General features: G+C 53.9%; 10 protein-coding genes. 3 read left to right on the plus strand and 7 right to left on the minus strand.

Annotated elements, in window-relative coordinates; translation table 11 throughout:
- Window positions 1-238: CrcB family protein (locus K2H17_RS11120; RefSeq protein ID WP_300134785.1), on the plus strand; the 238-nt coding region annotated here is incomplete at its 5' end.
- Window positions 239-265: 27 nt separating this feature from the next.
- On the opposite strand, the gene K2H17_RS11125 is transcribed toward K2H17_RS11120, so the two are convergent.
- The 6 genes from K2H17_RS11125 to menB all read right to left on the minus strand — a co-directional run bounded on the left by K2H17_RS11125 (window position 266) and on the right by menB (window position 6,907).
- Window positions 266-1,672, minus strand: coding sequence for an NfeD family protein (locus K2H17_RS11125; RefSeq protein WP_300134787.1), 1,407 nt, complete (start codon window positions 1,670-1,672; stop codon window positions 266-268).
- Window positions 1,673-1,686: 14 nt separating this feature from the next.
- The gene (locus tag K2H17_RS11130; RefSeq protein WP_300134789.1) at window positions 1,687-2,769 is read right to left on the minus strand and encodes a lysylphosphatidylglycerol synthase transmembrane domain-containing protein; all 1,083 of its coding nucleotides are present in this window, start codon (window positions 2,767-2,769) and stop codon (window positions 1,687-1,689) included.
- A complete protein-coding gene (locus K2H17_RS11135) occupies window positions 2,744-3,931 on the minus strand; it encodes a glycosyltransferase (protein ID WP_300134791.1) in 1,188 nt (395 codons plus the stop codon). The genes K2H17_RS11130 and K2H17_RS11135 overlap by 26 nt, the downstream gene beginning before the upstream one ends.
- Before the next feature lie 94 nt (window positions 3,932-4,025).
- Window positions 4,026-4,988: an AMP-binding protein gene (locus K2H17_RS11140; protein WP_300134793.1), complete on the minus strand. Its 963-nt coding sequence runs from the start codon at window positions 4,986-4,988 to the stop codon at window positions 4,026-4,028.
- Window positions 4,973-5,959, minus strand: a complete 987-nt coding sequence (locus tag K2H17_RS11145) for an o-succinylbenzoate synthase (RefSeq protein WP_300134795.1) — start codon at window positions 5,957-5,959, stop codon at window positions 4,973-4,975. The genes K2H17_RS11140 and K2H17_RS11145 overlap by 16 nt, the downstream gene beginning before the upstream one ends.
- Window positions 5,960-6,085: 126 nt before the next feature.
- Window positions 6,086-6,907, minus strand: coding sequence for a 1,4-dihydroxy-2-naphthoyl-CoA synthase (menB, locus tag K2H17_RS11150; protein WP_300134797.1), 822 nt, complete (start codon window positions 6,905-6,907; stop codon window positions 6,086-6,088).
- 123 nt (window positions 6,908-7,030) lie between these two features.
- Here menB and serB point away from each other — a divergent pair, with 123 nt between their 5' ends.
- Together serB and K2H17_RS11160 are read left to right on the plus strand one after the other, a co-directional pair.
- Window positions 7,031-8,260, plus strand: a complete 1,230-nt coding sequence (gene serB / locus K2H17_RS11155) for a phosphoserine phosphatase SerB (protein WP_300134799.1) — start codon at window positions 7,031-7,033, stop codon at window positions 8,258-8,260.
- Window positions 8,261-8,265: 5 nt separating this feature from the next.
- Window positions 8,266-8,802, plus strand: coding sequence for a GNAT family N-acetyltransferase (locus K2H17_RS11160; RefSeq protein ID WP_300134803.1), 537 nt, complete (start codon window positions 8,266-8,268; stop codon window positions 8,800-8,802).
- Window positions 8,803-8,903: 101 nt separating this feature from the next.
- Here the strand turns inward: K2H17_RS11160 and K2H17_RS11165 are convergent, their stop codons facing one another.
- Window positions 8,904-14,570, minus strand: a complete 5,667-nt coding sequence (locus K2H17_RS11165) for an alpha-2-macroglobulin family protein (protein ID WP_300134801.1) — start codon at window positions 14,568-14,570, stop codon at window positions 8,904-8,906.
- Window positions 14,571-14,685: the final 115 nt, after the last annotated feature.

Raw genomic sequence — 14,685 nt, forward strand, 5'->3', positions numbered from 1 at the left:
CTGTCTGCTGATCGGAGTAGCCTATGGTCTTGCAGAGCGGGGAGCATTGCTTTCGCCGGACTTGCGCCTGCTGGCCACAGTCGGTTTCTGCGGCGGATTCACAACGTTTTCGACTTTCATCAATGAGAATTATCTGATGTTCGGGTCATCGGAATGGCTGTCGGCAGCATTGTATACCGCTGTGAGTCTGACGGCCGGTCTTCTCTGTGTCTATTTCGGACATCTGCTTGTGCGTTAGAAAAGGCCGGGGCGTTTCAGATCCGTTTCAGACTTCCGCTACGTAGATCTGGGCGTTTTCATATTTCATCACCCTGACACGTGCGCCTGCATGGATGAAGCCGCGGACGGCTACCGCATCGAGGACTTCATCGTTGATTTCCACCTTGCCTGCGGGGCGCATGTCGGTCACAGCCGTCCCTTCAAGTCCGATGTAGCCGACGGGTTTCATGTCGACTCCGATATAGCCCTCGTCGACCTGCTGGGTGAGCATCAGTTCGGTGTGGCGGCGCACCCATTTTGGACCGTAGGATGAGGTGAGATACCATATCGCCAGGATTGCCAGCCCGATTCCGGCAAGGAAGATGATCATCGAGCTCCAGACGGCATCGGCATTCATGTGTGAGAGGGAGAAGGTGTAGTGTTCGATCAGTCCGAGAATCACCGCCGCACAGACACATGAGATTCCGGCAATACCGGTGATCCCGAAGCCCGGAACGACGAAAACTTCAAGAATGATCAGCATTATGCCCAGGACGAACAGCAGGATGATCCATGAGCTTGCGATACCGCTGATGTAGAGCGGGAGAAAATACATGATCGCTGCGATTATGGCCGCAGCTGAGGGGAAGCCGACACCGGGGGAGTGGAGTTCCATGTAGATGCCGCCGATGATCAGCATGATAAGCACGGCCTGGACTGCCGGATTGGTCAGGAATCCGACCAGATGGTCGAGCCATGTGGGGTGGTATTCTGAAACAATATAGGATGCCGGAGAGGCATAGCCGAGTTTCTGCATGATTTCATCGACAGATTCTGCTTTCCCGTCGGCATAGTTCCATTTCACTGCTTCGTCGGCAGTGAATGTCAGCACTCTGGTCGAGTCGATCAGGCCCGCAACGCTTACGCGCGGATCGACCATAGCTTCGGCGATGACCGGATTGCGACGCCAGTCAGCCGTTCCGTCGTTTTTGGTGACTTTGCCATGTCTTTCTGCGGTTGCGCGCATCATCGCTCTCATGTAGGACTGATATTTGTCGGGCATTGCCTGTCCGTCAGTGCCGTTGACAACCGTGACGGCGCCCATCGTGGCTCCACTCCGCATGAAGACAGAGTCACAGGCCAGGGCAATGAGCGCCCCGGCTGATGCGGCGTTGTTGTCAACGAAGGCAACGGTCGGTCCGGGGAAGTTGAGCAGAGCCGTGCGGATTGAGTCGGCGTGGACCACGGAACCTCCGTAAGTGTTCAGATGGACGATCAGCAGTTCGGCATTTCGGTGCGAGGCCTCGTCGAGAGCCTGTCTGGTGTAGCGCCATGTCGAAGAACCGATTTCGTCGTCGAGGCGCAGCATGTAGACACCGTGGACTTCATCGGCTTTCACCTGTGTCGGAAATATCAGTGAGAGAGCCGGAAAGATGAACAACAAAAGCAGGAGTTGTCTGAATGATTGGTTCATGATATTGCAGTTGATTATTTTTTCAGAGAGTTTTTCTTCCGGAAGCCCTGGCGGATCCAGGAGGGGAGGATGCAGGCTCCGACAATGAGATAGACATAGTAGCTGATGATGCGCCAGAACAGGGCTATGATCAGGGCGATGCCTGTGCTGTGGATCAGATCGCCGTAGTAGGTGGTGAAAAGCCATTCACTGATTCCAGCGCTGCCGGGTGTAGGGCTGATCATGAGGCATACCCAGACCACGAACTGGCGGGCGAAGACAATCAGCTGGTCGGCATGCGGTGCGAAGCCGAGGAAGAGCGCGTTGACAACCAGATAGCGCGACGACCATGAGAGGGCGGTTCCTCCGAAGGTCTCCAGCCACCAGCGCAGAGGGCGTTTGCGGAGATCGCGGCCTGTCGTTTCCATGTTTTCTCCGAGCTGATCGACTTTGGGCGCCCACTTGCGCAGAAGCCTGAAATGGAAAAGCCAGTTGAGAAAGCGGTGTATGGCGTGGGGTCTGACTATGATTCCGAGGAAGAGGATGGATGTCCAGATGAATATTACGGCATAGACTCCCCAGAATACCGATTCAAGTCCGACGGTGAATTTTCCGTGGCCGAAGTCAAAGAGTTCGGCGTAGGGGACAAGGAGCATGATCAGCGGAATCGAGATGACAAAAAACAGTTCGTCGAGAAAGAGTGTGGTCATCATGAGGGTTGTCGCCCTGCCCAGTTCAATCCCCTCGCGGTTGAGATATATCATGCCAAGAGCGCTTCCTCCGACAGCCGAGGGGGTGACACAGGAGGTGAACTCACAGAGCATGTCGACCTTCAGGGCTTTTCGCCACGGAAGCTGATGGTCTGTCAGGGCGCGGAATCGCCATGTCAGACCGAAATCGCGACCGATCATGAAGAGCCAAGCCAGAAGAATGCAGCCGATCACGCGGGAGTCAAAGTGGATTGACTCCCAGACCTCCGGTTTGAATTCGCGGTGGAAGAGCCAGACCACGACTCCCAGGCCAATCGCTATCGGGAGGAAAATTTTCCAGACAAGACTGAGCACCTGACGGCGTTCGGACGGCTGGTTGGGTTTAGTGTTTGCGTCGGCTGTGTTCATGGCGGGCTATAATTTCAGCGTAGCGGATTAATACTTCATTCATGACATCGTGCCATGAGCGTGAGAGAGAGGCGCGGGCGCCGGCTCCTGCTTTCCGTCGTTTATCAGGATCAGCGGCCAGGGCGGTGATTGCTGCGGCATAGTCTTCAGGTGTCCGGCGGGTCAGAAAGCCGTTTTCGCCGTCCCTGATCAGTTCGGCGGCGGTCGATCCTTCGAGAAGCAGCGAGGGGGTTGACATGGCGGCTGCCTCACGGACGACGAGAGGCGCATTGTCATAGAATGAGGGGAAGAGGAAGAGATCCGAGGCTGCGTAGAACCGCCGCAGTTCCTCACGTCCGTTGATGACTCCGTGGAAGGTCACTCTGTCCGAAAGTCCGAGCTGTCGGGTCAGTTGCTGCATGTCGTGTAGCGCATAGCCGGTGCCGATGAAATTCATCCTGAATTTTACGCCGTCAAGCAAGGCGAGGGCGCGGATGATGATCTCGATTCCTTTTTCGAGTATGTGCTGCCCGACAAAGAGGAGTCCGAGTTCGTCATCGGCAAGGCCTGTCTGTTTTCTCGCCTGAAGTTTGTAGGCTTCCGGATCGGAGATCCCTTCTGACAGATCGTTGCCGTTTTCCACCACCTTGACCGGGCCTTTGTAGCCGTATTCTCGGATTGTCTCTTCGACCGCGGCCTGCGGGATCCAGACTTCAGTGGCTGAATTGTAGAATTCAAGCAGGCGCTTCATCTGATATTTCACCATAGGGGCCGGGAGAGAGCGTTCGAGGTCTGTCCGGTATTTTGAGTGGAAGGTCGTGACCAGCGGGATGTCATGTTTGCGTGCGGCGTATGCGGCGAGGCGTCCCGATGAAAAAGGACAGTGGGCATGGACTATCCTGAATGGAGTGGACCGCAGTTTCCGCCAGATGAAGGGATCAAGGCGGGGGTAGCCGTAGCGGTAGGGATGGCGGTTGTAGATGGGGAGTGAGAGATAGCGGTACATTGTGAAGTCTCCTTCCGGGCATGGACCTGGAGTCCAGGGGGTGACGACACAGACTTTGTTGCCGCTTTCGGCGAGCCACTGACAATAGTTTTCGACAGCCAGCGTGACGCCGTCAAGGACAGGGGGAAAGCTGTCGTTGAAAAGTCCGTAGATGGAGCGTTCGGGGGCTGAAGTCATAGGATGCAGTTGAAAGTGAATATCTTTCGAGAGTCAATTGAAGTTCTCATCACAAAGATAACACTTGTCAGCCGATTGAAGATTACAAAGCGGACTAAAATTTTTTGCGGATGATTTTTTTTGATGATGTCCTGCGGATGTCAGGATCAAAAATTATGGCTTTCGGCGCGCGGAGATGTCCCGTGACGGATTCAATTCTTTCGCTGATCTCGTCGTATGGTCCGGGCATATCGGTCACCAGGACCATTTCCTCGCCCCAGCGGCTGCTCTGTCTGGATGTGAGATAGAAGGTGGTTTCAGGGGCGAACAGAGGCGCGATTTTTTTTTCGATCTCTTCGGGGCTGATTTTTAGTCCGCCTGAGTTTATCACGTTGTCAATGCGTCCGATCCACCGGAAAGAGGTGTCGCAGGCCGTTTCTACAAGGTCGTTTGTGACAAGCTCGCCGAATGAGAGTGTTGCGCTGCGGATGACGAGACAATCTCTTCCGTCAGTCGAAAAGCGGAAGCCGGGAAGGGCTGAGAAACAGTCTGTGCCGAGTCGCCGGAGAGCGACATGACTGCATGTCTCGGTCATGCCGTAGGTGGCAAAAGCGCGCAGTCCGGTCGATATTATGCGCTCTTCATCGGCGGCTGACAAGGGTGCGCCTCCGATGATCAGATTGTCGATCCGTTGGCATAGTGGGGATTCCAGCAGGCCATTGACCTGCGAGGGGACAACCGGGAGCAGAGAGATGCGGCGGGATGCGGCGGTCAGGCAGGCTGCCAACGGGCGGTTGCTTGCGGTTTCGACTGTCAGGCTTGCCCCGGATTCAAGGGCGCGTACAATCTGCATCTTGCCTGCGATATAGTCCGGCGAAAGCGGCAGATGAAGATGTGAACGGCTGTCGAGACCGAAGAACTCGATTGTGGCCCGCGCGGATGAGCGCATGTCTGATTTGAGCAGACGGATCTCCTTGGGAGTTCCGGTTGAGCCTGAGGTGTGGGCTACGACATAGGGGAGCGGATTGAGCCACTCTTCAATGAATTTTTTAGCCTCGTCGGTCAGAATTGTTTCCATGCCATCTGCGGGATTTCCCATTTTTCAGCCGGGTTATAGGAGAGCCTGTCTCCGTCGGTTCTCAGCGGGGAGGTGATGTTGTTGTGATAAAGCTGTCCTGTCCCAAGTCCCTGAGCCATGTCAGAGTCCAAAGTAGCGGTCCATTGGGCTATGGCGTTCAGGCCGATGTTTGATTCGAGGGCGGAGGTTATCCACCATCCGGCCCCGTTGTTTTCAGCCATTCTGATCCACTCTTCCGATCCGCCGATTCCGCCGCAGAGGGTTGGTTTCAGCACGATGTATTGAGGCTGTACCGTCTCAAGCATCCTGCGTTTTTCTTCCGGACTGTTCAGCCCGATCAGTTCCTCGTCAAGAGCGATCGCTATCGGAGAGGTCCGGCAAAGGTGTTTCATCTCCTGCCATTGGCCTGCCCGTACAGGCTGCTCTATGGAATGGATGCCGAATTCTGCGAGCCGTTTTAATTTCTCTTCGGCTTCATGTGGCGGAAAAGCTCCGTTTGCATCCAGCCGGAGTGTTATGTACGGAGCCTGGCTTCTGATATAGTCCAGCAGCGCCAGTTCTTCTTCGAAGTCGATCCCTCCGATCTTTACCTTCACGCATCCGCATCGGTCGGCGAGTTTGGAGGCAATCCGTTCACGCATGGTTTCGCGGTCGCCCATCCATACAAGGCCGTTGATCGTGATAGCCTTTTTCCCATCGGTCCATTCCGAAGGGAAAAGAATCCGTTTTCCTCCGTTGGCCAGATCGGAAGCGGCGGTTTCAACGGCAAATCTTATGGACGGCCAGTCGGAGAGAAGGGCCGGGTTTTCAATATACCGGTCAATGTCGCGGCAGACCGCGTCAAGCATCTCTTCATAGTCCGGACGGTCATCGCAACTCAGCCCGCGGAACAGCCCGGCCTCACCGATGCCATAGACCGAGGGTGTGTCGCAGTTCCAGATTTTAATGTAAAAAGTCTCTTTCCAGTCCATCCTTTCCCGTGAGGTAATTGCGGTGAACCGGAAAGAGAGTTTGTATTTGCACCAGGCGGCTTGCATGTAAACTCTAAAGTGTTGCTTTAGTTAAACGATAGCTTCCGATGATTTTTGTAACTGTCTTTAGCCTGGGAATTTAGGAAATTTATCGAAGTCGGGATCGCGCTTTTCGAGGAATGCGTTTTTGCCCTCCTGTGCCTCTTCCATCAGGTAGTACATGAGGGTTGCGTCTCCTGCAAATTCCATCATGCCGCGCTGACCGTCAAGTTCGGCATTGAGTGCGCGTTTGATCATTCGGATCGCCATCGGCGAACGGCTCAGAATTGTCTCGCACCATTCAACAGTCTCGTCTTCCAGACGTTCGAAAGGCACTACCTTGTTGACCATTCCCATGCGTTCGGCTTCCTCGGCGCTGTACTGGCGGCAGAGGAACCAGATTTCGCGGGCCTTTTTCTGTCCGACGCAGCGGGCGAGATAGCTCGATCCGAATCCGGCGTCAAAACTGCCGACCTTTGGACCTGTCTGGCCGAAACGGGCATTGTCAGACGCAATTGTCAGGTCGCAGACCACGTGGAGCACGTGGCCTCCGCCGATCGCATAGCCATTGACCATCGCGATGACCGGCTTGGGTATTGAACGGATAGCTTTATGAAGGTCGAGCACGTTGAGGCGGGGGACTCCGTTTTCATCAATATATCCGCCGACACCCTTGACTTTCTGGTCGCCTCCTGAGCAGAATGCCTTGTCGCCGGTTCCGGTCAGGATGATGACACCGATGTCTGAAGCCTCGCGGCAATAAGCCATTGCGTCAAGCATTTCGAAGTTTGTCTGCGGGCGGAAAGCGTTGTAGACCTGCGGACGGTTGATTGTGATTTTGGCTATGCGGCCATATTGTTCGAAAAGTATGTCCTCATACTTTTTAATCTGTTTCCATTCTCTTGCCATAGAGTTGCGATTGTTAAATTACATTTGCAAATTTACTCAAAAATCAGATATAACTTCGTATCTTTGTTATCCAAATCCAATCAGGTCAAAAATTTTGCACTTATTCATCTCATAGACATAAATATGGAAACGCCTAATCTTGAACTCATTCTGATAAATATATCCGGTCAGGACCACCCCGGTGTCACTTCCGCTCTTTCGGAAATACTTGCCAGGTATCATGCCGGGATTCTTGACATCGGCCAGGCCGACATCCATCACACGCTCTCGCTGGGCATTCTGATAAAGACAGATTCCGCAGTATCAGGAAATATCATGAAAGAGCTGCTTTTCAAAGCCACAGAGCTGAATGTCACCATCCGCTTTTCGCCGGTCAGCATCGAGGAATATGAGAAATGGGTCGGGATGCAGGGCAAAGACCGCTGGATCATCACTATTCTCGGCCGCAGGCTGACGGCACGTCAGATTGCCAACGTCACAGCTGAAATTTCCGCCCAGGGCATGAACATCGACTCCATCCAGCGCCTGACAGGCCGCATGCCGCTTGGCGAGGAGGAGCAGCCGCTGTCAAAATCATGTGTGGAGTTCTCGGTGCGCGGCATGCCGAAGGATTCGGCTGCGATGCAGGCCCGATTCATGCAGCTTTCGCAGGAAGAGGAGTTTGACATTTCGATGCAGGAGGATACTCTTTTCCGCCGTTGCCGCCGACTGATCTGCTTTGATATGGATTCCACGCTCATTGAGACAGAAGTCATCGACGAACTGGCCATCAGAGCCGGTGTCGGCGATCAGGTCAAGGCGATCACGGAGCGGGCAATGAGAGGCGAGATTGATTTCTGTGAGAGCTTCCGCGAACGAGTGGCTCTGCTGAAAGGTCTTGATGAAAGCGTGATGCAGGAAATCGCCGAGAATCTGCCGATAACCGAGGGGCTTGACCGTATGATGCAGGTGCTTAAGCGCGTCGGCTATAAGACTGCGATTCTCTCAGGCGGTTTCACTTATTTCGGCAATTATCTCAAACAGAAATACGGTTTCGACTATGTCTATGCCAACGAGCTTGAGATTGTCGACGGCAAACTGACCGGACGCTACTTGGGAGAGATCGTCGACGGGCGGCGGAAGGCTGAATTGCTGAAACTGATCGCGCAGGTGGAGAATGTGAATATCGCACAGACAATCGCTGTCGGCGACGGGGCTAATGATCTTCCGATGCTGTCGACTGCCGGTCTTGGAATCGCTTTCCATGCCAAACCGAAAGTCAAGGCGAATGCCGAACAGTCGATCTCGACCATCGGCCTTGACGGAGTGCTCTATTTCCTCGGTTTCAAGGATTCGTTTATCTCTGAAAAATAATGGCTATGGTTTATGCTGAGACTGAACGGCTGAAATTGCGTTCATGGGAGCCGGATGATCTGGCTGCTTTTGCCGTCATGAACAAGGATGGCCGTGTGATGAAATATTTTCCCGCTCCACTGACCGACGAGGAGACCGAGGCTTTTTACGGACGCATTGTCGATGAGTTCAGACGGTGCGGCTACGGACTGTATGCGGTCGAACTGAAATCGACCGGTGAATTTATCGGTTATGTCGGTCTGCATGAAATCGGGTTTGAAGCCGATTTTACTCCGGGCATTGAAATCGGCTGGCGCCTGGCTGCCGACCATCACAACCGTGGCTATGCGACCGAAGCGGCGATGGCTGTACTGAAGCTGGCCCGAAATCTCGGACTGGAACGGCTGTTCTCATTTACAGCTTCGGTTAACGGTCCGTCGGAACGGGTTATGCAGAAAATCGGGATGGCCAAGGTTGCCGAGTTCGAGCATCCGAAACTGCCGAAGGATTCCTGGCTGTGCAGACATGTCCTCTATCAGATTGAACCGGGGAAAGGCGAGTGACAGGTATTATCCGTAACAAATCAGAGCCGCATCGGGAATTCCGATGCGGCTCTGATTTGTTACGGGTGGATTGCTTGTGGCAGGACCTGTCCCACCTGCTGTCACTTTGCAGGGTTTACTGTCAGCTGTGAACCTGCTGAGTGGGCTGTCAGCTGCGGGGCGTACTGGCTTTGGACCGTAGCAATGCCGTTGGCGAAGAGACCGGCGTTGTTGACCCACATGTCGTAGCTCAGAACATAGACGCCCTTGGGAAGATGGTCAATGAAAATTCTTGTCGAGGAGTCGCGGTTCTCGCGATAGAAATAGATTCCTTCAGCAAAAATCGGCAGCGGGAGCTGTTCGACCGGTTCGAAGCAGGCGGGGCGTTCGTCGACAATTGTGACATAGTCCATATCTCGGTCGACTTTCAGAGTGAGGGTCACACTGACGCGCTGACCGACTTTCAGAGTGCCTGAACTCATGCTGCGGGCTTCTTCCGCACCGGGGCCTACAACGAGTTTTTTGTCGACTGACAGATCCTGACAGGAGGCTGCTTTGACAGAAGTCATGGAGTCGGAGTAGAGATAGTACATGGCGCCCCATGCAGGTGATGATCCGCTGCGGTTCACTTTCAGAGTGGCCTGTTTTCCGGCTTCCAGAGAAAGAGGAGTCCTGAAATAGCCTGTCAGCCGCTCTGTCTCTGTCGGGCTGACGTTCTTGCCTCCGACTGAGATTTTCGATTTTCCGGCTGGTTCGATCCAGGTGCGTGAAGTGGCAAGTATTGATGCGATTGCCGACGATGTTGTGACGGAAGTGCCCCAGTCCTGAGCTTCTTTCTGGAGTATCAGCCACTGTCTGATCCGGTCTATTTCAGCACTTGACGGTTCAATGGCGGCATAGGCGTCGAGTATGAGCGCGGTGGTGCCGATCTTGCCCATTGACCAGAGTGTCATATTGTCGAGCGACGGCCACCACATGCCTTTTTCAGGTGATGACTCAGAGTATTCGCGCAGTGAGGCGAGAATTTCGCGGGCGACTGACGGATATGAATTCCAGGCGAGGATGCGGGCATAGACAGCCTTGCTGAATACAGATGAGGTTTTCCAGTCGGCCAGTATGTGCTGCACGGTGCTGTTTACGATTCTTGAATCAGCCTTCGGCGCGCCTTTCATGTCCTTGTAGAACCCGCGCATATAGACGTAGGAGGTGTAATCTCCGTCGGGATGCTTGCTGAAATCTTTGCGTGTTTCAGAATCGGTCCATTTCAAGGCGGCGGAAATCATTGAGTTGAGTTCTCGTGATTCAGGCATGAAGCCGAGTTCGCGCAGACGTCCGAAGAGGAGGAGCACATTTTCAGTCGCCCAGCTGGAGGCGTTTTCTCCTGACGAGTACCAGGCCCAGCCTCCGTTGTTGTGCTGAAGTTTCCGGAGTGTGGCGATGTTGGCTGAAATCGTCCTGCTGACTGTCTTTTCGTCGAAGAGCAGCGACAGACGTGTCATCCGTTCGGTGTCGCTTTTCGCGTCAAGCATCCAGGGTGTGGCTGCGAGGAGAATTTGCTTCAGGTCCTCGTTGCGCTGGAGCATTGACGACAGCATTCCTTCGGATTTATCGCTTGAACTCCATTCCTTGAGCGCTGACGCGATGGCCGGATTGTCGCGGAGGAGTCCGGATGCTATTGCGGCTGAGAAGATCGAGGCTGCGGCTTCGTTGGCCGTGCTTGCTTCGAGATCAAGGAGTCCGGGCAGCGCAGTGACAACATACCATGTCGGGTTGTCGCAATATTGCAGTGTGATGCGGGCGTTTTTCGGCGTCACGGGCAGTGTCATGCTGAACTTGTCCTGATCGGGCGCAATGTAGAAGGGATAGGTTTCGATTACCGGTGAGACAGCCGGAAGGACAGGGAGCAAGCTCTGTTCTCCATCAGCGAAGCGGTCGGTGGTAGATTTGATTCGGTAGCCTATCAGGGGGAGATCGGAGGGTGCGCTGAATTCTATGCCGACAGTTGTCGCGCTATTGGGGCGGATTGTGTCAGGACGGTTGTATGAGCTTATAATCCTGCCGTCGGTCGGGTTGAATATTTCGACAGAGGTCTGCACATGCTGTTCTTTGTCGCTTCCGTTCATTACTGAAGCCTCGATTATGACTCGGTCACCCACACGCAGGAAACGCGGCAGGTTGGGCTGAACCATGATTACCTTTGCGGCAACGATTTCAGAGCCGAACGAGGTCGACAACAGAGAATCTGTGAACGCAACGGCGCGCAGCCCCCAGGTTGTGTTGGCATCAGGAACGGTAAAAGTCAGTGAAAGATGTCCGTCGGCATCGGTTTCCAACATCGGTCTGAAGAACGCAAGCGGAACTTCGCTGTCGCGGAACGAGAACGGCTGTTCTGTCTGAGATGCGTTTTGCTCGCCGTCGCTGCTTTGAGCGCCTCCGTCAGCAGAATCGGCATCTGCGACTGCTCCTGTCATTACAGCTTCAGCGCCAAGGCTTTGTATCTCTTCAACCTCGAATTCTTCGGAATGCTCCCTGACAACCTTGAGTTCGTCGACAGCATTCATTGCCCGTGAGCCATAGAGCTTTGCTCCACCACGGATGCGGATCCCGTTAAGGGCTGCGAACCGGTCGAAGACGGGCAGTCCGTAGGTGTCGAATTCCGGGGTGGTAATGGAGTTGTTGGACAGCAGTTTGTCCGGTCGGTAGTAGACGCTCTGGTATTCGGTTGAACCGAGATCAGACTGGTTCCATCTGAACCAGAAGCCTCCGGAATGCGATGTCGCGGGTGTGAAGTTCCAGTCTGTCTTGGCGAGCGCGTCAAGAGCAGTGTTGTACATATCCATCACGACAGCCGACTTTTTGCCCTGACCGGCCTGGTCAATGACACGGAAAGTCCATGTCTCTTCCGAGCCTGGGGTGGTGCGGTCGCGGAATGTTTCCGTGATGAACCGTATGGATTTGGCTGTGACATCGCGTTTGAGTGTGAGAGTCACAGAGCTGTTACGGTAGTTGCCGGTGAGGGCTATATTTACATTGGCGGAATCATGACCGTCGGGGAGACGGAGGCTGAGACGGTGCATTCCGGCTTCGGCCTTGACCCATGACTGAGAGAGAATTGAATCCGCAGTGTGGACAGTGACAAGCAGGTTTGTCGGACAGTTGACGGCATAGAGCCATTGTCCTTCGCCGGTTTCTGCGTCGGCGCTGACGTTGGTTGACGGATACCACAGGAGGCTCGACGGTACGGGTGTGGCGCTGTCGGTCGGGCGATAAAGCACGGCTTCCTGAGTGACGGGAGCTGCCAAGGTGGAGTCGGCCAGGGAGAATGTCAGTCGATAGCTTCCTGACTTTACGCCTGAGAGGTCTATGGTCCGGCTGCCTGAATGGATGGTGGTGCCGAAGACTTTCACGCTGTCGCGCATGATGGCGAAGTCGACCGGCATTCTGATGACAGAATCACGATAATCTACCACTTCGGCCTTGATGGCTGCGGTAGGTGAGGATATGTCGATGTCAGACGGAAGGGACACGCGGATAGCATAGCGCATTCCTGTTGAGAAAACAGTCGTGGCAAGCTGATTTTCGCCAGTAGAGGACATGGCGCTCACTTCGGCTCTGAACATGCCGCCGGGGATCGGACTCAGTGAGAGGACCGATTTTGGAATGACAATGTTTATTTCGCCGGATTCGTCAGAACTTGCTTCAAGAGTCTGGAATGTGACAGGCGCGCTCTGATGCCACCACCAGCGCAAGGGCTGCATGGCTGCGAGGCTGACTGTTATCCGGGCATTGGCCAGAGGGAAGCCGGCATAGGTCTGGAGACGACCGCGCAGGGTGACATCTCCGTCAGCGGGATAGTCTTTCTCGACAGGATCGAGGATGACTTTAAAGGTTGGGAGTTTGTAGTCACTGACCATGAAATGGACCGGATCGGCCTTGTCGTCAATCGAGATGCAGAAAGTTCCGCTGAGGATTTCTTTGGGGAGTACGAATTTTCCGGTGACACGGCCATAGTCGTCTGTCATGAGACTGACCGTGTCGAGACCCTGATATTTTGAATCGCGCAAAACAGCGGTGACCTCTTTTCTGATGAGCGGACGGTGGGCCTGTCCTTTGTATTCATAGCAGATCGCCATCCATTCCACGCTGTCGCCCGGATGGTAGAGCGGCAGAGAGGGGTATCCGGCAGCTGACTGACGCCAGTCAGGGGCAGTCCGGCGGTTATTTTCGGTGTAGACCCACAGAGGAGATGCAAAACGGTCGTTGCCTTTGGTCAGAATCACATTGCCGTTGCGGTCACAGACAAGTGAGCCGTCAGCCGTAGTTTTTCCTATCAGCTGTGGAGTGGCTGTGGCGCGGGCAGTGTTCGGGACGATCGAGATCGAGGCACCATCGACCGGAGATCCGTCAGATGCGCGCAGCGCCCAGATCCGGGTCTTGTCAAAACTTGAAGATGCGATTGAGTAATCGGTGACGTATATCTTGCGGTACCAGTTGCGGTCCTTGCGTGGAGCGCCGTCAATAGTGGCGATGGCTACGTATTGGCCCGGAGATGTAAACTTGTGGCTGAGTGTGATGTCTTGGGTGAACGGCAGACTCTCACCGGCACCGGCTGTGAAAGGTATGACCGCAAGAGGGGTAAGAGAGGGGAGACCGATGCAGTTGTAGCTCTGCTCGGCCACCGGAGTGGATGACACATTATATATATACAGTTTTCCGGAGCGGACATTGGAGACCGAAAGTTTGAAATTCAGTTCGGCACCGGGAGCGGCCACTGCCGGGAGGGTGAGTTCGATCCCCTGCATTTCAATTTCCGAAAGGGCGTTTTTCAGATTGTTGTTGCGGCGGAAAGATGGGAAAGCCTTGAGATTGTGTCTGATCGCCTCGCTCAGCCATTTTTTTGTATTGTCATTGCTGCTGTTGATGGCGAGGAGGATGTTTCCGGAATATTCCGAAGCGCGGCATTCCTCATAGAGGTCTTTGAGGAGTTCGTATTTGCGGTCAACAGGCGATTGTGACATTTCGGCATTGTTCCAGACATTCATTGTGATAAAATCCAGACGTTCGATGTCTGTCATGATAAACGGGGCCGAGATTCTGTCATGAAATCTGAGCAGAGAGGCATAGATGTCGAGGATTCTGCCTGCCGTCGGATCGAAGCGGTTGAACGGAAGCTGAAGATACAGATCGTGACGGGTCAGCAAGCCCCATGAAAGAATATTGCTCATGCGGCCTGTTGATTTCAGGAGTGAGATTGACTTGTTGCCGACAAAGTCAAAAAGTGTCGGATAATATATCTGTGTCTCGTTGCGGGCGCTGACAGTCTTGCCCAATGACAGCACCGATGAGTAGACTTTAATAGGAGTTGCTTTCAGCTCTGACTCTGCAATGAGGGCGGAGTCGATCAGCGAATTTATCTTCATGCGGAACTGGTCGCCGCTCCATTCCTGATAGTTTTCGGACAGAGGTGTCAGAGGCAGCTCGCGGCTGTCATATTTCCATCGCTGGGAGGAGTAGAGAGCTGTATAGATGTCGGCTTGCAAAGTGTTCAGCATCGACTTCAGCACCTTATCACGGGTGCACCCGGCTATGGAGTCTATTTTTTTGATCGCTTTGGCGCTACGGTTGATGTCAATGCGTGATTCTGCAAGGTAATAGTCAATGAGAGCCCGCATCACAGCAGGACTGTCGTTGTTCTTTATCGCTGATCCAAGAGCCTTTTCAGATTGCAGGCTGACGGTTTTGGGATAAGCGAAATCTGGTTTTGATGCTGTCTGTGCGTTAAGAGACATTGTCTTGAGAAAAATGAGTGTGAAAACAGACAGCAGAATATAGATTCTACCGGCGCACATAGAGAGAAAAATGGGAAAGGGGGGGTGCAACGTAAACGGGGAGAGAGAATGTTTG

The sequence above is a fragment of the Duncaniella sp. genome, assembly GCF_029054785.1.
GTDB lineage: Bacteria > Bacteroidota > Bacteroidia > Bacteroidales > Muribaculaceae > Duncaniella.